This window comes from Arthrobacter sp. LAR12-1-1.1, from assembly GCF_040676555.1.
In the GTDB taxonomy this organism is placed as follows: domain Bacteria; phylum Actinomycetota; class Actinomycetes; order Actinomycetales; family Micrococcaceae; genus Arthrobacter.
In genome coordinates, this window is sequence record NZ_JBEGIG010000001.1 from 673,167 (window position 1) to 692,311 (window position 19,145).

At 65.2% G+C, this 19,145-nt stretch carries 20 protein-coding genes and 1 pseudogene; 11 read left to right on the plus strand and 10 right to left on the minus strand.

The features are described from left to right. Positions 1 to 20 precede the first annotated feature (20 nt). From MRBLAR12_RS03095 to MRBLAR12_RS03115, 5 genes are all read left to right on the plus strand, one after another. A complete protein-coding gene (locus tag MRBLAR12_RS03095; protein ID WP_229992194.1) occupies positions 21 to 509 on the plus strand; it encodes a MarR family winged helix-turn-helix transcriptional regulator in 489 nt (162 codons plus the stop codon). A 198-nt stretch (positions 510 to 707) separates the two neighbouring features. Beyond that, positions 708 to 974, plus strand: a complete 267-nt coding sequence (locus MRBLAR12_RS03100) for a GlsB/YeaQ/YmgE family stress response membrane protein (RefSeq protein WP_229992195.1) — start codon at positions 708 to 710, stop codon at positions 972 to 974. Positions 975 to 1,151: 177 nt separating this feature from the next. Next, positions 1,152 to 1,592 (plus strand): Hsp20/alpha crystallin family protein, encoded by a 441-nt coding sequence (locus MRBLAR12_RS03105; protein ID WP_229992196.1) that lies wholly within the window; start codon positions 1,152 to 1,154, stop codon positions 1,590 to 1,592. A gap of 32 nt (positions 1,593 to 1,624) precedes the next feature. Continuing rightward, positions 1,625 to 1,972 carry a hypothetical protein gene (locus MRBLAR12_RS03110; RefSeq protein ID WP_229992197.1) on the plus strand — a complete coding sequence of 116 codons (348 nt, stop codon included), beginning with the start codon at positions 1,625 to 1,627 and terminating at the stop codon, positions 1,970 to 1,972. Positions 1,973 to 2,123: 151 nt separating this feature from the next. Further along, on the plus strand, positions 2,124 to 4,790 hold the full coding sequence (locus MRBLAR12_RS03115; protein ID WP_229992198.1) for a PEP/pyruvate-binding domain-containing protein: 2,667 nt from the start codon (positions 2,124 to 2,126) through the stop codon (positions 4,788 to 4,790). Positions 4,791 to 4,872: 82 nt separating this feature from the next. On the opposite strand, the gene MRBLAR12_RS03120 is transcribed toward MRBLAR12_RS03115, so the two are convergent. From MRBLAR12_RS03120 to MRBLAR12_RS03140, 5 genes are read right to left on the minus strand one after another with little or no spacing between them, the layout of a single operon-like run. Then, positions 4,873 to 5,847, minus strand: coding sequence for a carbohydrate kinase family protein (locus MRBLAR12_RS03120; RefSeq protein ID WP_229992199.1), 975 nt, complete (start codon positions 5,845 to 5,847; stop codon positions 4,873 to 4,875). Beyond that, on the minus strand, positions 5,847 to 6,908 hold the full coding sequence (locus MRBLAR12_RS03125) for an NAD(P)-dependent alcohol dehydrogenase (protein ID WP_229992200.1): 1,062 nt from the start codon (positions 6,906 to 6,908) through the stop codon (positions 5,847 to 5,849). Before MRBLAR12_RS03125 ends, MRBLAR12_RS03120 begins: the two co-directional genes overlap by 1 nt. 35 nt (positions 6,909 to 6,943) lie before the next feature. Then, positions 6,944 to 7,861, minus strand: coding sequence for a carbohydrate ABC transporter permease (locus MRBLAR12_RS03130; RefSeq protein ID WP_364743455.1), 918 nt, complete (start codon positions 7,859 to 7,861; stop codon positions 6,944 to 6,946). Further along, positions 7,858 to 8,826, minus strand: coding sequence for a carbohydrate ABC transporter permease (locus MRBLAR12_RS03135; protein WP_364743458.1), 969 nt, complete (start codon positions 8,824 to 8,826; stop codon positions 7,858 to 7,860). The genes MRBLAR12_RS03130 and MRBLAR12_RS03135 overlap by 4 nt, the downstream gene beginning before the upstream one ends. A 26-nt stretch (positions 8,827 to 8,852) precedes the next feature. Continuing rightward, complete coding sequence (locus MRBLAR12_RS03140; protein WP_229996213.1) at positions 8,853 to 10,199, minus strand: ABC transporter substrate-binding protein; 1,347 nt, start codon at positions 10,197 to 10,199, stop codon at positions 8,853 to 8,855. A 272-nt stretch (positions 10,200 to 10,471) separates the two neighbouring features. On the opposite strand from MRBLAR12_RS03140, the gene MRBLAR12_RS03145 reads away from it, so the two are divergent. Together MRBLAR12_RS03145 and MRBLAR12_RS03150 are read left to right on the plus strand one after the other, a co-directional pair. Continuing rightward, complete coding sequence (locus MRBLAR12_RS03145) at positions 10,472 to 11,395, plus strand: AraC family transcriptional regulator (RefSeq protein ID WP_364743461.1); 924 nt, start codon at positions 10,472 to 10,474, stop codon at positions 11,393 to 11,395. Positions 11,396 to 11,560: 165 nt separating this feature from the next. Then, entirely contained in the window at positions 11,561 to 12,100 is a 540-nt protein-coding gene (locus MRBLAR12_RS03150; RefSeq protein WP_364743464.1) for a dihydrofolate reductase family protein, read from the plus strand. Positions 12,101 to 12,469: 369 nt separating this feature from the next. Here the strand turns inward: MRBLAR12_RS03150 and MRBLAR12_RS03155 are convergent, their stop codons facing one another. Together MRBLAR12_RS03155 and MRBLAR12_RS03160 are read right to left on the minus strand one after the other, a co-directional pair. Continuing rightward, entirely contained in the window at positions 12,470 to 12,817 is a 348-nt protein-coding gene (locus MRBLAR12_RS03155) for a hypothetical protein (RefSeq protein ID WP_414645446.1), read from the minus strand. A gap of 66 nt (positions 12,818 to 12,883) precedes the next feature. Then, complete coding sequence (locus MRBLAR12_RS03160) at positions 12,884 to 13,801, minus strand: helix-turn-helix transcriptional regulator (RefSeq protein ID WP_229993295.1); 918 nt, start codon at positions 13,799 to 13,801, stop codon at positions 12,884 to 12,886. Between the two features lie 173 nt (positions 13,802 to 13,974). On the opposite strand from MRBLAR12_RS03160, the gene MRBLAR12_RS03165 reads away from it, so the two are divergent. The 4 genes from MRBLAR12_RS03165 to MRBLAR12_RS03180 all read left to right on the plus strand — a co-directional run bounded on the left by MRBLAR12_RS03165 (position 13,975) and on the right by MRBLAR12_RS03180 (position 17,511). Continuing rightward, the gene (locus tag MRBLAR12_RS03165; protein WP_364743467.1) at positions 13,975 to 14,832 is read left to right on the plus strand and encodes an aldo/keto reductase; all 858 of its coding nucleotides are present in this window, start codon (positions 13,975 to 13,977) and stop codon (positions 14,830 to 14,832) included. Positions 14,833 to 14,859: 27 nt separating this feature from the next. Further along, on the plus strand, positions 14,860 to 15,543 hold the full coding sequence (locus MRBLAR12_RS03170) for a flavodoxin (protein WP_364743470.1): 684 nt from the start codon (positions 14,860 to 14,862) through the stop codon (positions 15,541 to 15,543). Between the two features lie 146 nt (positions 15,544 to 15,689). Further along, positions 15,690 to 16,514 (plus strand): SDR family NAD(P)-dependent oxidoreductase, encoded by an 825-nt coding sequence (locus MRBLAR12_RS03175; RefSeq protein ID WP_364743473.1) that lies wholly within the window; start codon positions 15,690 to 15,692, stop codon positions 16,512 to 16,514. A gap of 76 nt (positions 16,515 to 16,590) precedes the next feature. Next, on the plus strand, positions 16,591 to 17,511 hold the full coding sequence (locus MRBLAR12_RS03180; RefSeq protein WP_364743476.1) for an NmrA family NAD(P)-binding protein: 921 nt from the start codon (positions 16,591 to 16,593) through the stop codon (positions 17,509 to 17,511). Between the two features lie 9 nt (positions 17,512 to 17,520). Here MRBLAR12_RS03180 and MRBLAR12_RS03185 read toward each other — a convergent pair. The 3 genes and pseudogenes from MRBLAR12_RS03185 to MRBLAR12_RS03195 all read right to left on the minus strand — a co-directional run. Beyond that, positions 17,521 to 17,604: pseudogene (locus tag MRBLAR12_RS03185) on the minus strand (aminoglycoside phosphotransferase); the annotation flags it as partial. A gap of 136 nt (positions 17,605 to 17,740) precedes the next feature. After that, positions 17,741 to 18,367 (minus strand): BBE domain-containing protein, encoded by a 627-nt coding sequence (locus tag MRBLAR12_RS03190; protein WP_364743479.1) that lies wholly within the window; start codon positions 18,365 to 18,367, stop codon positions 17,741 to 17,743. A gap of 7 nt (positions 18,368 to 18,374) precedes the next feature. After that, positions 18,375 to 19,115 (minus strand): FAD-binding oxidoreductase, encoded by a 741-nt coding sequence (locus tag MRBLAR12_RS03195; protein WP_364743482.1) that lies wholly within the window; start codon positions 19,113 to 19,115, stop codon positions 18,375 to 18,377. Positions 19,116 to 19,145: the final 30 nt, after the last annotated feature.

Consider the following 19,145-nt stretch of genomic DNA (forward strand, 5'->3'; position numbering starts at 1 on the left):
CAATCAGGAAGGCTCTCTTAGTGATCCTCGCCCCTGAGCCCCACGCCCGGGACGCTTACCGGCTTCTGACCGCAGCGGCCCGTCTGGTCCAACGCCTCCACGACGATGCGCTGGCACCGTTGGGACTGACGCGTGCCGCTGTCATCGCCTTGGAAGCCGTGGCACCCCGGCCCATGTACCAGGAACAGCTCGCCGCAAAGGTTCATGTTCAAAGCCAGACACTCGGGCGCGTTCTTGCGCGCCTGGAGGAGGGAGGGCTGGTCACTAGGACACGCAACCCCGCCGACCGGCGCCAATTTCAGGTCCAGATTTCCGAGGCCGGAAACGCCGCCCTGCAAGCGGCCTCCGAGGCTGAGCGTGCGGCCGTGCCTGCGGACTTCGACGGGTGGGAGACCCTGTCGGAACAACTCGCCCGGTTTGTGGATTTCTTCCAGACTCCACGAACGGGAATTCCAGGCTCCAGCGCCCCCTCGGCGCCCAAGCCTGGCCCCGAAGCTTCATTGAACTAGCCTCCCGCGGCTGGATCCCGCTCGGCCTGCCGCCCCTGGTACGCACGGCCAGCGCCCGCTTCGATTGCAGGCAAGACGGGCGACGGGACAGCCGCAGCAGCAGGCAGCGAGACCGGGTATTGCACGACAGTACGCATGCTGATTAAATCGCGGTTACGGCCGCATTCCACGACCGGTCTACCGAAAGGAAGTACAGTAATGGGAATTCTCGCGTTCCTCATTCTCGGCCTTATCGCAGGAGCTATCGCCAAGGCGGTCCTTCCCGGCCGGCAGGGAGGCGGCTGGGTGATCACACTCGTTGTTGGCGTCGTAGGCGCAATCCTCGGCGGCTGGATAGGTTCGTTGATCTTCGGCGGAGGCCTCGCTGACTTCTTTGACCTGCGGACCTGGCTCCTCGCCATCCTCGGGGCCGTTATTGTGCTCCTGGTCTATGGGGCCCTTGCCGGCCGCCGAAGCAGGGCATAGCAGGCTCGGGCCGCAAAGTCCTCCCGCTAAGGCGTTCTTGGGCTCCGTAGACTGCTGCTGGCTGGTTCTGTAAGACCCCGGCAACAGGGTCTTACAGAACCGCAACGCCGGCTGGCCGGCGCCACCCCCGCCGCTCCGCGCCGCAGCCACCTCGGGAACCAGAGCAAGGAGATAGACATGGAAAACTTGTTCCGCCGCACCGGCATCGACGTGCCCGAACCAGTCCGGCGCTTCCTGCAGGGCGAGACAGATGCCTGGCTAAGAGTCGAGGAGTACCGGGACGGAAACACCTTGGTCGTCCGAACCGATATTCCCGGCATCGACCCCGACAAGGACATCGATATCACCGTCACCGACGGCACCTTGCAGATTGCTGCCCGGCGCACGGAACCCGCCCACAAGGATCAACCGGGTTACCGGAGCGAAGTTCGCTACGGCGAATTTTCGCGTAGCGTCCCGCTGCCCCGCGGCGCGAACCCTGAGGCTGTTGAGGCAAGCTACATCGACGGTGTCCTCGAAATCCGCGCCCAGCTTCCGGAGCAGTCCGAAACGTCCGCCACGAAAGTCCACGTCTCCCGCGGTGGAGCCCAGTCACCGGAAGCACCCGAAACTACGTGACCTGACCCGCACGACAGAGCGGAAGCAACCCGATGACAATCAAGGTCAACAACGCGGGTCTACGTCATGCCCGGCAGCTGATCAAGGACGCGAGGCTTGCCCGGGATACCCGGGACGACTGGAGCGAGCATGCCCCCGACGCCGACCAGGAAAACGCGTTCATCGACAAGTACGGCTACACAGAGTACGGCTCGTGGCATCTGGGCGAAGACACGGAAGAAACACACGACACCAAGGGACGTTGCAGCTTTCCCTTTGGAGATTTTCGGCGGCTGCACCGCTGCGCGATTCTTGCCATCGAGAGCCGAGCCGCCCAGAACGACCACAACGACATCGCCAAAGCAGCTAAGTCCCTCCTCGACGAACTCGACAAGAACTAGACCCGGGCTCGTCTGGCCTTCGGGCGGCTCTGGCGGGGCTCTCCCCCGGGCCCTCCGATCCAGCTATGGCCTCTTGCCTGTGGCAGTGCCAGTATGTTGGGCATCAGGCTCAATCAAGACACCCCGGCCCGGGCAGAAGGGACGCACGGTCATGACCTACATCAACAACTTCGGCGATGTGGGACAAGGCGACGTCGCTGTGGCCGGCGGCAAGGGTGTCGGACTGGGCGGCCTCACGCAGGCCGGGCTGCCGGTTCCTCCGGGGTTTGTGCTGAACACCGCAGCCTATGAGGATTTTGTGGCCGCCAACCACCTCGAGGCGGGCATCCGTGAGCTGGCCTCGCTGTCGCCGCAGGCTGCGCCACAGGACTACGAGGACGCCTCGAAGCGGATCCGCGCCCTATTCGCCGGCGGCACCGTGCCCGCAGGGATCGCAACAGAACTCAGCGCTGCTTACAGTCGCCTCGGCAACGGGGATTCCGCTGTGGCGGTGCGCTCCTCCGCCACGGCCGAGGACCTCGCCTCGGCCAGCTTCGCCGGGCAACAGGAAACCTACCTCAACATCCGCGGAGCGGAGGCTTTGGCCGCGGCCGTGACCGATTGCTGGGCTTCCCTGTGGACGGCGCGTGCCATGGCATACCGGGCCCGTGAGGGCATCGGCCCGGACGCGGTGCGCCTCGCGGTGGTGGTCCAGCAGATGGTCGAGGCCGAGGCTGCCGGGGTCATGTTCACCGCCAATCCGGCGAACGGGCGCCGCGACCAGATCGTGATCAGTGCCGCGTGGGGTCTGGGTGAGTCCGTGGTCAGCGGTACGGTGACCACGGATGACGTGGTCGTCGAAGCCGGTACGGGCTGGGTGCTGTCGCGCCGTACCGCTGACAAGGAGGTCATGACTGTCTATGCGGACCACGGCACGCGGGAGCAGCCGGTGCCGGCGGCGCGGCGTCGTCAGCCCGTCCTGGACAACCAGGCGGCGGCCGTACTGGCCGGCTATGGGACACGGATTACTGATCATTTCGGGACGCCGCAGGACATCGAGTGGGCACGGGCCGGCGGCGAGTTCTTCATCCTGCAATCCCGGCCGATCACGGCGTTGCCTGAACCAGCGGCTGACACCCCGGACGTCTGGACGGTGCCCTACCCGAAGGGGCTGTACTTCCGGGCCAGCATCGTGGAACAGTTGCCCGACCCGCTCTCGCCGCTGTTTGCCGACCTCATTGACGGCTCGGTGGCCCGTTCGCTGCGAGCCCTGATGGCCGAGGCCGTCGGCAAGAACGTCATCCGCGACGACGACGTGGGACTGCCCACCATTAACGGCTATGCCTATTACTTCTACCGCACCTCGGGAATGTGGCGGGTGATGGGCAAATCGCTGACCGCCGTACGGGCGCTGGTCCGCGGCAAGGCGCACATGGGTGTGGCCGGCTGGCGGGAATTTTCGCATCCGCGCTACGAGCAGGTGATCAAGGACTGGTCGGCCACGCCCGTCGAGGAGCTCTCCGGAGGGGAACTGTTCGAGGGTGTGCAGGCGTTGCTGGACGCAGGCACCGTGTACTACACGGCCGTGCAGTCAATCATTCCCATCGCCGCGACAAGCGAAATCTCCTTCCGGACGTACTACGACAGGTTCGTACGGCGCAACGGAGATCCCCCCGCCCAGACGTTCCTCCTCGGCTACGACAGCGAACCCATCCGGGCGGAGAAGTCGCTGTACGACCTCGCAGCCTGGGCCCGGGAAGTTCCGGAGCTGGCTCCGACGCTGCTCAACGAACCCACAGCGGCACTGGTGGAGTCGCAGCGCACCGGGATCCCGCCGGCAGGTGTGGACCAGGCGCTCTGGCAGCAATGGCATTCCCGCTTCCAAGACCACCTCGGCCGGTTTGGCCATGCGGTCTACAACTTGGACTTCGTCAGCCCGGTGCCGGCCGACGATCCCTCAGCCCTGCTGGAGACGGTGAAGTTCTACCTGCGGGGACAGGGCAATGACCCACACGCGCGACAACGGCTGTCGGCCGAGCGCCGGGAGGACCAAACCAACCAAGCGGTCACCCGGCTCGGGCCGAAGCGCAAGGCCGCGTTCCTCCGGTTGCTCCGGTGGGCTCAGAACGCCGCCCCGATCCGCGAGGACGCCCTGGCCGACGTCGGCCTGGCGTGGCCGCTGCTGCGGCGGATGCTGCTCGAACTGGGTCGACGGCTGGTTGACTCCGCCGTCATCGCCGAGCCTGCCGATGTGTTCTGGCTGCGCCGCCAGGAGCTGCAAAGCGCCGTCGATTTCGGCCTCGCCGCGCCGGGCGCACCAGCGGCAGTAGCAATTACCGGAGCGGATCGGCCCGTCCGCGCCGACGCCGTCGAGAAGCGCAAGATGCTCTGGCGAGGCCAAGCCAGGGCCGCCGCCCCGCAACTGCTCCCGGAAAGCCGGTGGATGGAGGGGGCCTTCGGGAAAATGATGCCCGCAGGCTCTCAGGACCAGCTGGGCGACATCATCAAAGGCATCGGCGCCAGCGCGGGCCGGGTCACCGCGCCGGCCCGCGTCCTGAGGGGGCCCCAGGATTTTTCCCTGATGGTGCCCGGAGACGTCCTGGTCGCCCGCATCACCACCCCCGCATGGACCTCGCTGTTCGCGATGGCCTCCGCCGTGGTCACCGACGTCGGCGGACCATTGAGCCACAGTTCGATCGTGGCCCGGGAGTACGGCATCCCGGCCGTGCTCGGCACCGGGGTGGCCACCCAGCGGCTCACCAGCGGCCAGCGGATCCGCGTGGACGGCGACGCCGGCACTGTCACGATGGAGGATCCGGCCGTTACGCAGGGGCCATGACCGGCGGCCTTCAGAACGCTCCTGCCGCCGGCTAGTGCTCGCTCAGCCTCGGTAGCTGTCCCCCATCAGCCATCCTGCCTGCCTACAGCGGCCCGAGTTCTGCCGACCGCGGTGGATTTGCGCCCTTCCGGGAGCACGTGATCGCCGCCGCGCGGTTGGCGTACGAGGCGAGTGCGTGCAGCTGATCCAGGGCCAGGGTCTGCAGTTTTTGTCTTCCCTCCGCCCCGAGCGCTTCGAGTTGGGCGAGTCCGGAAATAAGCCCTGCCATGAAGGAGTCGCCGGCCCCCACGGTATCTGCCACTTGGATGGGTTCAGCTGCCATCTCCACCCGCCCCTTCCCGGAGAGGATGATCGGTCCGGCCGCTCCGCGCGTCAGTGCCACGACCGCCGGTCCCAGTTCCAGCCAGGCCTGCAGGGATTCCTCCGGGGTCCGGTCCGGGTAGAGCCAGCTCAAGTCTTCGTCGCTCGCTTTGACAATGTCGCTGGCTGCTACGAACATTTCCGCCTGCCGGCGTGCGGCAGCCGCATCGGGGCTGATTGCAGGCCGGCAGTTGGGATCGTAACTGACCGTAGCGTGCTCCCGGGCGGCCTGTACCAGGACAAGGGTGGCCTGCTCCCCCGGCGGGAGCACCGTGGCGATTGATCCCGTGTGGACGTGGGTGGACCCTTTGACGGCGGCGAGGGCTGGCAGGGATGCCCCATTAATTGCCCACGTGATCTTGAAGGTGTATTCGGCGGCACCGTCGGAACCCAGAGTGGCGAGGGCCGTTGATGTGAGTGCGGTTCCGCCGTTGATCACCTGGACGCCGTTCGCCTGCAGATGCTCTTCGAGCATGAGCCCGTGCGGGTCGGCGCCATAGTGGGTCACCAGGTTCGTCCGGAGGTCGAGGCGCGCAGCTCCTACTGCCACGTTGAGGGGGCTGCCGCCGGGGTGGGCCTGGATTCCGGCAGGCCCGCGGGGGTCGCTGATGATGTCGACGAGTGATTCGCCGATGACCGTCAGCCTGCTGTCCCCCGCAGCGGGGAGGCGTGCGGGCGAGGCGTCCGTGGCGTACATCAGCGGCCCGGGTACACGACGGCTTTGAGCTGTCCGGCCTGCTTGCCCGCTTTGAGTGCTTCCTCGGAATCGGCGAGGGCGAACTTGCCGGTGACCAGGATGTCCAGGTCCACCTTCCCGTCCGCGATCAGCTGGATGGCCAGCGGCCATGTGTTGGTGTAGCGGAAGACGCCGGAGAGCCAGATTTCGCGGTTCTGGATGTAGGAGACGGGGAGTTCGACGTCGTCGGCCCCGAGTCCCACCAGGATGACCCGGCCGGCCGGTCCTACGGCTTTGATTCCGGAACGGACGGCCTGCGGGGCCCCGGAGGCGTCGATGAACGCATCGACGTCGAGCCCTTCGACACGGTCCGTCAAGGCGTTCAGGGCATGGGTGGCGCCGTGTTCCAGGGCGAACGCCAGCCGGTCTTCGGCGATGTCCGAGACGTAGATTTCGGTGGCGCCGAAGGCGCGGGCTGCTTGAGCGGCGATGATGCCGATGGGGCCAGCCCCGGCGATCAGGACCCGGCTGCCGGGCTTGATCTGGGCGCGTTCGCAGGCCCAAAGGCCGACGGAGAGCGGCTCGATGAGGGCTGCCGCCTCGTCGCTGACGCTGTCCGGGATGTCGTAGGCGAAGTCGCTCTGGATCTTCACGTATTCGGCGAAGGCTCCGTCGATCGGCGGGGTGGCGTAGAACTCGATGTCGGGGCACAGGTTGTAGCGTCCGGCTTTGCACTGCTTGCATTTGCGGCAGGGCCGCTGGGGTTCGACGGCGACCCGCTGGCCCACACGTGACGGGTCGACGGCGCTTCCGACGGCGGCGATCCGTCCGGAAAGCTCGTGGCCGAGGATCAGCGGATGGTCCACGACGTAGTCCCCGATCCGGCCGTGCTCGTAATAGTGGACGTCGCTGCCGCAGACGCCGACGGCGGAGACCTGCACCAGGACCTGATCCGCGTCCAGCTGCGGGACCGGCAGGGTTTCCATGGCCATGTCGCCCTGGCGTTGGAGGACTGCGGCGCGCATGGTGGCGGGCACGTCCGGATGTCCGGCGGTGCGGGACTGCGTGGTTGATGTTGTCATCGAAGGAATCCTTTACTAATCGAAGAGGTGGCCGGCTATTTGACGGCGCCGAGGGAGAGGCCCTGGACGAGTTTGTCCTGGGCGGCGAAGCCTGCGAACAGCACCGGCAGGGAGATCACGACGGCGGCGGCGCAGACTTTGGCGAGGAACAGGCCCTGGCCGGAGACGAAGCCTGTGAGGAAAACCGGGGCGGTGCCGGCCACGACGCCGGTGAGGACCCGGGCCAGGAGGAGTTCGTTCCAGCTGAAGATAAAGCAGATCAGGGCGGTGGCCGCGATGCCCGGCATTGCCACGGGGGCGATGACCTTCCGAAGCGTGAGCAGCAGGGTGGCGCCGTCGATCTGGGCGGCTTCGAGCATTTCGACCGGCACTTCGGCGAGGAAGGAGCGCATCATCCATACGGCGATGGGCAGGTTCATCGAGGTGTACATCAGCACCAGGAACCAGATGTTGTCCAGCGCGCCGGCGGTCTTGGCGAAGAGGTAGAGCGGCAGGACAGCGGCGACGACGGGCATCATCTTCGTGGAGAGGAAGAAGAACATGACGTCGGTCCACTTTTTCACCGGCCGGATGGACAGGGCGTACGCGGCCGGAATGGCCAGCAGCAGAACCAGGACGGTGGAGAAGATCGAGGCGGTGGCGGAGTTGATCAGCGACGGCCACGGGCTGACGCCGGATGTGGCTCCGAAGAACTCCTTGTAGGCGTCCAGGTTAAGGTCGGCGGCAATGGAGGGCGGGTTCGTCGCGGCGTCGATTTCCGAGTGGAACGATGTCAGGATCATCCACAGGACCGGTACTGCGAACAGCAGGGCCAGGAGCCAGGCTGCGATCCCGGCGGCCGTGTTGTTGCGGGTGGGGTCCATGCGCGACTTGCCTCGGCGCCGGGAATCCGTGGTCGGAGCGGGCGGGGCGGGGACTGATGACCTGGGCTCGGCCGGGGTGAGGGTGCTCATCGTGCTGCCTCCTTCTTGAAGAGCGAGAATACGGTGCGGAGTGCGAAGGTCGCCACGACGATGGTGCCGATGACCACCACGACGCCGGCGGCTGAGGCCAGGCCATATTCGTTGGCGTAGTAGAACGTCTCGTAGATGGCGTAGGGCAGGTTGGCCGTGCCCAGGCCGCCGGAGGTGATGACGAAGGTGGCGTCGAAGTTCTGCACGATGTAGATGGCTCCGAGCAGTCCGCCGAGTTCCAGGTACTGGCGCAGGTGCGGCAGCGTGAGGTGGCGGAAAATATCCCAGGGACGTGCCCCGTCCATTTGTGCGGCTTCGACGGTATCCATCGGGCGGGACTGGAGACCGGCAAGCAGGATAAGCATCATGAACGGGGTCCACTGCCAGACCAGCGACAAGATGATGGCCATCAGGGGTGCCTGGGACAGCAGGTCAGGCTGGGGCGGGGTGTCACTGCCGAAGAGCGACCAAACCCAGGTCAGGGTGCCGTTGATCAGGCCGTAGACGGGGTTGAGGATGGCATGCTTCCAGATGAGGGCCGCGGCAACCGGAACGATGAGGAACGGTGCGATCAGCAGGGTCCGTGCCAGGCCGCGGCCGATGAATTTCTTGTCCAGGAGCAGGGCCAGGCCGAGGCCAAGGACCAGGCTGGCCAGAACCACCGAGACGGTCTCGATGATGGTGGTGACGATCGCCTGCAGCATGTAAGGGTCGGTGACAACCTGGATGTAGTTCTCAAAACCAGCGAATCCGGTCTTGTCTGGGCTCAGGCTGTTCCAGTTCATGAACGAGATGATCAGGGTCACCACGAACGGAAGCTGGGTGACGACGATGAGGATGACCAGGGCCGGCAGCAGCGGTGCACGCCGTGCCCAGTCCATGGCGCGTTCCCGCGCCCTGGCGTTCTTGGAAGGTTTGGCTGTCTCGCTCCCGTGGCGGGAGACGCGCGCCGTTGCGGTAGTCATGATGTTCTCCTGCGGTTCGGTTGTTGCTACTTGTACTTGTCGCCGACTTTTTGTGCGGCTTCCTGGCCCTTGGCCACCGCGTCGGCGACGGAGCCCTGGCCGGCGATGGCGGAGCTGACGCCCTGGGACACCCGTGTGCCCAGGGCGGCGAACTCGGGAATACCGACAAACTGGATGCCGACGGCCGGCCGCGGCTGGACACCGGGGTTAGTCGGATCGGCGTTCTCAATGGCAAAGCGTTCGGCTTTGAAGAACGGTGCGGCCTTCTGGAACTCGGCGTTCTCGTAGGTGGAGATGCGCTTGCCGGACGGGACCTTGGACCAGCCGAGCTTGGACGCGACGAGCTCCTCGTACTTCTTCGAGCTGGCCCAGGCGATGAACTTCCCGGCAGCGTCCTGCTTCTTCGAGGCCGCCTGCATGGCCCAGGACCAGGTCCACAGCCAGCCCGAGGACTTGGTCTCTTTCACCGGGGCCTGTGCGTAACCGATCTTTCCCTTCACCGGGGAGGCGTCGGCTTCCAAAGCGCCGGCTGCGGAGGTGGCGTCGTACCACATGGCGACCCTGCTCTGGCTCATGTTGTTCAGGCACTCGGTGAAACCGGCCTGCGCGGCCCCCGCTTCACCATGCTCTCGCACCAGCTTCGTGTAGAACTCCGTGGCTGCAGTGAATTCGGGAGCGTTGACCTTCGCATTCCAGTCCTTGTCGAACCAGGTCCCGCCGAAGGTGTTCACCACCGTGGTCAGCGGCGCGAAAACCTGGCCCCAGCCCGGCTGGCCGCGCAGGCAGATGCCCTTCATCCCGGGCGCTGCGCCGTCAGCCTTGGCGGCCAGGGCCGCGACTTCGTCCCATGTCGGCTTCTCCGGCATGGTCAGGCCCTTGGCATCGAAAATGTCTTTCCGATACATCAGGAAGGAGGACTCGCCGTAGAACGGTTCGCCATAGAGCTTGCCGTCCTTCCCGGTCAGGGAAGCGGTGTAGGCCGGCAGGATGTCCGCCTGGTTGAACTCGGCATCCTGGGCCACGTTGTCCAAGGGCGCCAGCCACCCGTTGGCGGAGTAGAACGGGATCTCATAGTTGGAAAGTGACGCGATGTCGTACTGTCCGGCCTGGCTCGAAAATTCCTGGCTGATCTTGGCGCGGACGTCATTTTCCGGCAGGACGGTGAAGTTGACCCGGATGCCGGTGTCCTTCGTGAAGTTAGCAGCGGTGAGCCGCTGCAGGTCCTCCATCTGCGGGTTGTTGACCATCAGGACATTAATGCTGTTCGGATCGCCTGCGGAATTGCCGCCGCCGGCGCCTGCACAGGCCGAGGCGCTCAGCGCCACGCACAGGGCACCTGCGGCCAATGCGGGAACGCGTAATTTTGCGCGCATTCAAGGACTCCTTTGTTCTTCAGGGGGTGCAATGCTGCCCTACTCCGACTGCTGTGTCAGGTGCGGGGCGGTGAGCGGGACTAGGGGCTTGATGCCGGGTGCCCCGCTGATGTTCCTCAAGATTAGGCTTGTGGCATAGGGCACAACTAGCGTCGTGGTTGCTGGTTTCTGATACTAATTTTCCTGAACGGTCCCGGGCGGGGCGCTACTCTGGGAGGGGGCGGCCAAGGTGCCGTCCATAATTCATGATCCGAACTCATGGGAGAACCAGGATGAGCACGGCGGACCCGAGCGACGGCGCAACGGCCAGGCTTGCCGAAAGACTGCTGGGGATGCGGGCCAACCGGGAGGTGATTCCGGAAGACCCCAACCATTCCGTCCGTTGGCACGAGCACGATTACCCCAGCCCGGTTGCACGTTGGAACTACCATCCTGAATACGAACTGCACCTGATCCGGAAAGGCACCGGAAAGTTCATCGTGGGAGACCACATCGGCACTTTCGAGGCCGGACACCTCGCCCTGGTGGGTTCGGGGCTGCCGCACGACTGGGTCAGCGACCTCGAGCCCGGAGAAGTGCTTCAGGGCAGGGACGCCCTCATTCAGTTCGACGGAAAATGGGTTGAGCAGGCTGCCTCGATTCTCCCGGAAATGGCCGAGGTCAAACCCCTGCTGGAACAGTCCTCGCGCGGCATCGAGTTCCTGGGGCGATCAGCCACGGCCGCCGCGGCTTCCCTCGAAGCGATGGGAACTTCCACCGGGTTGCAGCGGCTTCACCATCTCTTTGACGTGTTGGCGATCCTTTCGCGCGCGCCGCAGGAGGAACGGCGCTACCTCGCCGACGAATGGTTTCGGCCTCAGCTGGACGGCCAGGGCGCGGCCGTGGTGGACATAGTCCTCGAGTACGTGTTCAGCAATCACGCCGGCAGCGTCAGGATGTCCGAGGCTGCGGCGCTGGTGGGAATGTCGGAGCCCACGTTTTCGAAGTATTTCAAGCGCGCAACCGGCCAGAATTTCAGCGACCTCGTGCGCAAACTTCGTCTGGCCCACGCCCGCCGCCTGCTGGAGCAGAGCGACAAATCCATCTCCGACATCTGCTACGAAGTGGGTTTCACGAACCTTTCCAATTTCAACCGGCATTTCCGCAACGACGCCGGCGAAACACCCCGGGACTATCGTCAGCGAGTACAGAACTGACGGTCGCAGCACGGGGTTCTGCATGGTCACACCCCGGCGGGAGTGATCTGGACTGCCTGGCCCGGCGATGGGCATCGGCGGTAGATTGTGGCTGATAGTCGCTGCCGCCAGTTCGACGACGGGTGCGGATAACAGCCAAGCGCCACCGACCTGAAGGAGATCTTCATGGGCAAGCTCACTGTCACCGCTTTTACCACCCTGGACAACGTCGCCGAGGAGCCCCAGCTCTGGACAGGCCCGTTCTTCAGCGACGCCACCGCGGCTTTCAATGAACAAGTGCTGGCCGCGGCGGACTCAATGTTGCTCGGCCGGGTCACCTATGACGGATTCGCCGCCTCCTGGCCGTCGCGGTCGGGCGACTTCACCGCCGATAAGTTCAACGCCATGCCGAAGTATGTCGCGTCAACCACCATGGACCACGCGGACTGGAACAACAGCACGATTATCGCCGGCGACATACCCGGCCGGGTCCGCGCGCTTCGCGAACGGGAGAACGTGATCGTTTGGGGAAGCCCGACGCTCGTCAAGACGCTCATGAAGGAGAGCCTCGTCGACGAGTACATTCTGCTGGTCTCCCCCATCGTGCTCGGGCATGGCAAGAAGATGCTGCCGGAGGACGGCACCCGGCACACGCTGCACATCGTCGAACTTGAGCTCCTCGAAGGCGGGATGCTGGCACTCCGGATGGCACCGGCAGCGGTCTGAGTCCTGAGCCCATCGGAAGATAGGCCTAGCTATCCAGTTTGGGTGCTGCGCGGACGTGGGCGCGTTGGCCTTGCCTTCCGATGAGGCCGAGGTATTCGACGGGACCGGCGCTGTGGAGCCGAACCAGCACCGCACCGCCTCCACCGGACACGGACATCACCCACCAGCCGAGGCGACAGCCACTCTCGCGGACATCACCCGGAGCCTGGATTCGGCCGCATGGAGCATCAGGACTAGGGAGGAGATCACGCGCATACTCCTTGGTCCCGGTGGCCGAGCCATTCCGTTGCACGACGTCGTCGTGCAGGCCACCCGACACCCCTGACCTGGCCACTCCGGCGTCGGGAGCCTCCTGTTCCGTCGGCGGCGTTAGTCCCCCGAGCCTGTACCGTCCGGCAGGCTGGCATCTACCGGGAAGGTCATGAACGCCGGCGTCTCGTATGGATGCGCGGACAGCGCGGCGTCGACGACGGCGGCGCGCCGGGAGCGCGGGTAAATCGCCTCGATCCGGGTTTCCGGCACCTCCTCGGGCTCATTGACAGCGCCGATGGTCGGGGTCGCGCCCGGCAGCGGCGTGAAGCGCCCGGTGCCGTCGAGGCTGAACGAGCAGTGCGAGTAGTTGCCCAGCCTGCCCGCCCCGGCGTCGCCAATGGCCTGCCGGACCGCGTGCGCAGCTTCGGTGGGGACGTAGATGACCAGACAATCCATGGGCTCCATGCCAGAAAGTCTGCCACCCCCGTAAAAGTCATGATTAAATTTTGCTGCGGTCTTTGGTGCTCAGGTTCAGTCCCGGGAGTCGCCATCTGGCGGGATGATTGCTGCGGTCCGCGGATGGGCTGGAGCCGTTTCGATCGGACGCTTGTTGGTGGTACTCCAGCTGCTGAGGAAGTCGAGTTGCTCTTGGGCATGGCTTTCCGGTTCAGCAGTGTAGGCAATGAGAGTCAGACCCGTTCCCGGGAACTCCAACGAATCGCCTGTGAGTTCGATGTCCCCGATCAGTGGGTTGTGCAGTGTCTTGCGGGCTGAGCGGTGGAAGCGGACGTTGTGCCGTGCCCAGCGTGTCGAGAATTCCGTGCTTCCAGTGGCAAGGTCACCAATGAGGCTGTTCAATGCCCTGTCGTGCGGGTTGCGTCCTGTTTCGGCGCGGAGGGCGGCGGCGAGATCATCTGCGATCGTGTCCCATTCGAGAAAGAATTCCTGGGAGCGCGGGTCGAGGAACATGAACCGTGCGAGGTTCAGCGGCAGGCTCTCGGGGCTGAGAATGCCGGCGTAGAGGGCGAAGCAGAGGCCGTTGGCGGCGAGGACATCCATGCGTGAGTTGCGGACGTATGCGGGTGTGCCTGTCATGCCGGCCAGGATCCGTTGAACGCTGGGGCGCACTTCTGCACGTGCCCGGCGTGTTCGTGATGCCGGCGCCGGCGTGGCGGCCTTGGCCAGGTCGAGCAGGTGGGCTCGTTCAGCCTCGTCGAGGTGCAGGGCGCCTGCGAGTGACTCGAGGACACTCTCGGAGACTCCCCGCAGGTTCCCCCGTTCGAGCCGGGCGTAGTATTCCGTGCTTACGCCGGTGAGCATGGCCACTTCCTCGCGCTTGAGGCCGGCCACCCTCCTTGTTCCGCCGTAGGCGGGCAGCCCGGCCTGGGCCGGAGTGATGCGCGACCGCCGGCTCATGAGGAACTCGCGGACGTCGTTGTTGTTCTCCATGGCCTCTACGCTACGACGCCCCGGCCCGGCCTGACAGGAACTGGCAGTACACCGCACAGCAGGCACTCCCGCGCGCAGGATATGGCTGGTTTTCTTGAAGGAGTTCAGATCCTTGTCGCCGCGTCCCTGCGACTACGATCCGGCCCCTACCACCCCCAAACAAAGGAAACACCATGAATACCGTCACCCTAAATAACGGCGTCGAGATGCCGATCCTGGGCTTCGGCGTCTTCCAGATCCCCGACCACGAAACCCAGGCCGCCGTCGAGGCCGCCATCGCAGCCGGATACCGCCACCTGGACACGGCGGCCTCCTACGGCAACGAGGCGGCCGTCGGTGCCGCGATCAAGGCCAGCGGCATCGCTCGCGAGGAACTCTTCGTCACCACCAAGCTCTGGATCCAGCACACCCCGACCGGCAGTGTACAAGACGACACCAGGCGTTCGTTCGAAAACTCGCTCCACCGGCTGGGACTGGACTACCTGGATCTGTACCTGATCCACCAGCCGCTCGGGGACTACTACAGCGAGTGGCGGGCCATGCAGGATCTTCACAAGGAAGGCCTGGCCCGCGCGATCGGCGTCTCGAACTTCCACCCCGACCGGCTCGTCGACCTCATCGATCACAACGAGATCGTCCCGGCCGTCAACCAGATCGAGACCCACCCGTTCCACCAGCGCGCCGCCGACCAGGCCCTGATGCGCGAACGGGGCGTCCAGATCGAGTCCTGGGGACCGTTCGCCGAGGGAAAGAACACCCTGTTCACCGATCCGCTCCTCAGCGCCATCGCCGAGGCGCACGGCAAGTCGGTCGCCCAGGTGGTGCTCCGCTGGCTCATCCAGCGCGAGGTCGTCGTCATCCCCAAATCAGTCCGGCCCGAGCGGATGGCCCAGAACCTCGATGTCTTCAACTTCATTCTCACCGATGCGCAAATGAGCCAGATCGCCACGCTGGACACCGCTGCCAGCCTCTTCTTTGACCACCGCGACCCCGCGATGGTGAGCTGGCTGGGTGGACGCCGGTACAGCTAACCAGAAAACCCGACCGGAAGACCCCTGATGACCACGAACCTACGCACTATGGGCCGGCGCTCCGTCCTGCGTTCGGCTGTCGCCGGTTTCGGTGCTGCCATGATCACCGCCGGAACGTCCGGCTGCGCCCCCAAAGAACGGAACATTCCCATGCCACAAAGCAGTCCAGGACCCCGCCCCGACGGCAGGCAGATCCTGCTCGCCTATTTCTCACGGGCCGGGGAGAACTACCACTACGGCGGCCGCACCGACCTCGACGTCGGCAACACCGAGGTCCTGGTCGGAATGATCCGCACGCGCATCACATGCGATGTCCACCGCATCGAAGCCGCCGACCCCTACGCCGCGGACTACGACGCAACCGTCGCTCGCAACGTCCGTGAACAGGACGGTGACGCCCGCCCGGCCATCGCCTCCCCGATGCCCTCGATCGACCAGTACGACACCGTGCTCCTGGCCAGCGGGATCTGGAACGTCCGGGCCCCGATGATCATGGCGACGTTCGCCGAGAGCTACGACTTCACCGGCAAGTCAGTCCATCCGGTTACCACCCACGCCATGAGCGGACTCGGCACCACCGAACGGGACTACGCGAGATCCTGCCCCGGGGCGACCATCGGCGAGGGACTAGCCGTGCGGGGCGAGGAAGTCCGGGATGCCGGAGCCGCCGTCGAATCCTGGCTTCGCCGTACCAGGCTCCTCGATAGATAGCTGTACGGGAGCGCATCGTTCTGTGGGCTTTGCGCGCGCGAGCACAAAGAGCGGCGCGAAAAGAGGTGAGTGCGCCCGGCGCCCGGGCGCCAGCACCGGCCTATCATGGGGATCACGGAACCGAACGCAACCGGGGGCCGCTTAGCATGACCAACGAACGCGAACGCAATGAAGGGCCAACGGGAAACGTTGCGCTCGTGACCGGCGCAAGCCGAGGGGTAGGCCGTGGCATCGCACTGGGCCTTCTGGCAGCGGGGTTTCGGGTTTATGGCACGGGCCGCTCGATCGACCAGGCGGACCTGCCGCAGGAGATACGGCGACTGCGTTGCGACCATCTCAACGACGAAGAGACGGCGCGCGTGTTTGAAACGATCCGGTCCGAGAGCCGCCGCCTCGATCTCCTCGTCAATTGCGCCTGGGGCGGCTACGAGAAGATGGTGGAAGGTGGCACGTTCACGTGGCCTGCGCCGTTTTGGGATCAACCGCCGCATCGCTGGACCGGCATGATGGACGCCGGCGTCCGCGCCGCATTTGTGTGTTCGGCGCACGCGGCCCGCATGATGACTCCGCGGCACCGCGGCTTGATCATCAACATCAGCTTCTGGTCGGCGCAGCGTCACCTCGGCAACACGATCTACGGCATCGCAAAAGCGGCGACAGACAAGATGACGTCCGACATGGCCGTCGAGCTGAAAACGTTCGCTGTTCCGGTAATCTCGCTCTACCCCGGGCTGGTTCGAACCGAAGCGGTCGTGGCAGCGGCGAAAAGTGGCGCGTTCGATCTCTCGACCAGCGAAAGCCCAGAATTCATCGGCCGCGTGATCAACGCATTGTTCCACGATCCGAACCTGATGGCGCGGACCGGTCAGGTGCTTATCGCCGCCGCGGTTGCGAAGGAGTTCGGCGTACTGGACATCGACGGAAGTTCGCCGCCGGCGCTGACGCTTAGGGACATTGGTTTGGAGGGGTAAGCCCCCGAGGATGTGGCACGGTTGGTAGTCTTAGCCGACTATCGCCTTCCACCGGACATCACTTGAGGTGCAATCCATGACCGCGACGACACCCCCTCCGGGCACCGTCCTTCTCGCCGGTGCCACCGGCGATCTCGGCGGGCTTATCCTGCGGAATCTGGTCGTCCTCGGGGCCACCGTTCGGGTCTTGACACGACCGGAGACCAACACATCGCGGATTGCACAGCTGCGCGCCCAGGGCGCCGAGGTGATCCAGGCGGATTACGACGATTCGGACGGCCTGCGAAGGGCGTGCACGGATGTTGATTGCGTGGTCTCCGCGATCAACGGCCTCGACAGCGCCATCTTGGATGGTCAATCGCGCTTGCTGGAGGCGGCGGCCGCCGTGGGTGTCCCCCGTTTCATCCCTTCCGACTTCTCCATCGATTACCGCGGTATCCGGCCCCGAAGCAACCGGAACTTGCAGCTCCGCAGAGACTTCGCACAGAGACTGGACGCAACCGAAATCCAGGCCACATCGATCCTCAACGGCGCCTTCACCGACATGCTCTCCGGGCAGGCACCAATGATCCTGTTCTCGCGGCGCCGTGTGCTGTTCTGGTCCGACCCCGACCAGGTGCTCGACTTCACCACCAAAGACGACACCGCCACGTACACTGCTGCCGCCGCCCTCGACGAGCGGGCGCCCCGTGTCCTCCAGATCGCCGGGGACAAGGTCACGGCAAGGACCCTGGCATCCACCATGACCGACCTGACGGGCACACAATTCCGGCTCCTCTACGCGGGCAGCGTTGGTTCCCTGACTGCTATGAGCAGGGCAGTTAGAGCCCTCATGCCGGCCTCTACCGAGCCGTTCCCGCCGTGGCAGGGCATGCAGTACTTCGCCAGCATGTTCAGTGGCGACGCGAATCTGCGTTACGTCCACAACGACAGGTACGGCAGCCGGAAATGGACCACCGCCCGGGACGTCCTGGAGCAGCACCGCCAGCAGAGCTGACCGTGCGGCAAGGCCGAACGACTGCGCGGCGTACGCCAGATCCCACAGCCGTGTGCTGGGGCCGGCACCATCCCAATCGATGAAGACCCACCTGCTAGTTCTTGCTCGTCCTCGATCATCCCTGCAGGCTACTGGAATGCCGTCAAACGCTGCTGGAAAGACTCGACAAGGTCGAGCTGCCCCGGCCCCTCTCTGGCGTCGCCCAGCGTCCATCACACCGGCGAAGTTCCTAGGCGATCGGGCGGACGTTCTGATTTGATCGGAAGAGGTTGATTGGGTCGTGTGTGGCTTTGACGGCGGCCAGGCGATCGTAGTTGGCGCCGTAGGCTGCTCTTACGCGCTCCTCCCCCTCCTGGCCCAGGTCGTTGACGTATACCCCGCTTGCGGCAAAGGGCTGCATCGCTTCGAAGAAGGCGCGGGCCCAGCCGATGTGGCGCTCCGTCGCTGCCGGGTCCGACCACTGGGCCAGGATGAGGAGTTCGCTCTGGGACCGGCGATGGGGAAATGCCGTGGCTGCCGGGTCGACCCGGGCGGCCACACCGTGCAGTTGCTGCATTCCGATGCCACTCGCCGCCGAGGGCATCTCGGACGCAAACCGGAGCAGGACATCGACGGCGTCGGCGGTGAAGTCGGTGAAGAAGCTCGATTTCCAGTAGTGGTTCTGGCCCGACGGAAAGTCCGCGTCGTGAGCGCTCTGCAGAACGACGTAGTCCGTTGGGACCACCACATCCAGGGCTGGGCCGAGATCGCGCAGCGGTCGGAGAGCCTGCTCCGCCTCATCGTGCTCGCCGCTCCAGCAGACGCCGACGCCGAAGACAGGGCGCCCCGAGCCGTCGGGCCCCAGGCTGGCCGACATCGAGAGTTCATCGGGACAAGAGGCGGCGAACCCGGGGTAGAACCGCAGGACCTCCCGCGTCCGTTCGGCCGGGAATGAGAGCGCCCCGGCAAGGACCGGCCCGACGGGATGCAAAACGATACGTGAACGAAGTAACGACGCCGAAGTTGCCGCCGCCTCCCCGGATGGCCCAGTAAAGGTCTGCGTGTTCGCCGGGGCTCACCGTCAGGAGCCTGCCATCGGAAGTCACGATGTCGGCGGCGAGCACGTTGTCGCAGGCGAGCCCGTGCTTGCCGTTGAGCCAGCCGATGCCACCGCCGAGGGTCAGGCCGGCGATGCCGGTAACCGAGACGACTCCGAGCGGCGTGGCTAGGCCGTATGCCTGAGTGGCGACGTCAAGGTCGGCCAGGAGCGCACCCGCTCCAGCCACGGCGACGCGCCGTTCGGCATCGATCCGCACGTTGTTCATGCCAGAGCACTCCAGCATGAGCCCATGGGCGCCGACGGCGTTCCCTGCCACGTTGTGACCGCCGCCCTTGATGGAAACAGGGAGATCGTTTTCCCGGGCGAAGGTCACCGCGCGGCGGATATCTTCGGCGTCAGCAGGGCGGACAATCACGTCCGGACGGCGGTCAATCATCGCGTTGAAGACCTTCCGGGCTTCGTCGTAGCCGAATTCTCCGGGACGGAGCAGCCGGCCACGGAGAGCCGAACTCAAGTCCTCAACGACGGATGGGTCAAGCGACGGTGAGGGGGTCTTGATAGCCACGCCAAGGCACCTTTCTCGATCGAGACCGTC

What these genes read in the sequence shown, in the direction of transcription:
- MRBLAR12_RS03130 (WP_364743455.1), bottom strand. Translation starts at nt 7,861, where the DNA reads ATGAGCACCCTCACCCCGGCCGAGCCCAGGTCATCAGTCCCCGCCCCG.
- MRBLAR12_RS03170 (WP_364743470.1), top strand. Translation starts at nt 14,860, where the DNA reads ATGACCACGAACCTACGCACTATGGGCCGGCGCTCCGTCCTGCGTTCG.
- MRBLAR12_RS03165 (WP_364743467.1), top strand. Translation starts at nt 13,975, where the DNA reads ATGAATACCGTCACCCTAAATAACGGCGTCGAGATGCCGATCCTGGGC.
- MRBLAR12_RS03140 (WP_229996213.1), bottom strand. Translation starts at nt 10,199, where the DNA reads ATGCGCGCAAAATTACGCGTTCCCGCATTGGCCGCAGGTGCCCTGTGC.
- MRBLAR12_RS03125 (WP_229992200.1), bottom strand. Translation starts at nt 6,908, where the DNA reads ATGACAACATCAACCACGCAGTCCCGCACCGCCGGACATCCGGACGTG.
- MRBLAR12_RS03110 (WP_229992197.1), top strand. Translation starts at nt 1,625, where the DNA reads ATGACAATCAAGGTCAACAACGCGGGTCTACGTCATGCCCGGCAGCTG.
- MRBLAR12_RS03150 (WP_364743464.1), top strand. Translation starts at nt 11,561, where the DNA reads ATGGGCAAGCTCACTGTCACCGCTTTTACCACCCTGGACAACGTCGCC.
- MRBLAR12_RS03180 (WP_364743476.1), top strand. Translation starts at nt 16,591, where the DNA reads ATGACCGCGACGACACCCCCTCCGGGCACCGTCCTTCTCGCCGGTGCC.
- MRBLAR12_RS03135 (WP_364743458.1), bottom strand. Translation starts at nt 8,826, where the DNA reads ATGACTACCGCAACGGCGCGCGTCTCCCGCCACGGGAGCGAGACAGCC.
- MRBLAR12_RS03155 (WP_414645446.1), bottom strand. Translation starts at nt 12,817, where the DNA reads ATGGAGCCCATGGATTGTCTGGTCATCTACGTCCCCACCGAAGCTGCG.
- MRBLAR12_RS03100 (WP_229992195.1), top strand. Translation starts at nt 708, where the DNA reads ATGGGAATTCTCGCGTTCCTCATTCTCGGCCTTATCGCAGGAGCTATC.
- MRBLAR12_RS03175 (WP_364743473.1), top strand. Translation starts at nt 15,690, where the DNA reads ATGACCAACGAACGCGAACGCAATGAAGGGCCAACGGGAAACGTTGCG.
- MRBLAR12_RS03160 (WP_229993295.1), bottom strand. Translation starts at nt 13,801, where the DNA reads ATGGAGAACAACAACGACGTCCGCGAGTTCCTCATGAGCCGGCGGTCG.
- MRBLAR12_RS03105 (WP_229992196.1), top strand. Translation starts at nt 1,152, where the DNA reads ATGGAAAACTTGTTCCGCCGCACCGGCATCGACGTGCCCGAACCAGTC.
- MRBLAR12_RS03190 (WP_364743479.1), bottom strand. Translation starts at nt 18,367, where the DNA reads ATGTCGGCCAGCCTGGGGCCCGACGGCTCGGGGCGCCCTGTCTTCGGC.
- MRBLAR12_RS03145 (WP_364743461.1), top strand. Translation starts at nt 10,472, where the DNA reads ATGAGCACGGCGGACCCGAGCGACGGCGCAACGGCCAGGCTTGCCGAA.
- MRBLAR12_RS03120 (WP_229992199.1), bottom strand. Translation starts at nt 5,847, where the DNA reads ATGTACGCCACGGACGCCTCGCCCGCACGCCTCCCCGCTGCGGGGGAC.
- MRBLAR12_RS03115 (WP_229992198.1), top strand. Translation starts at nt 2,124, where the DNA reads ATGACCTACATCAACAACTTCGGCGATGTGGGACAAGGCGACGTCGCT.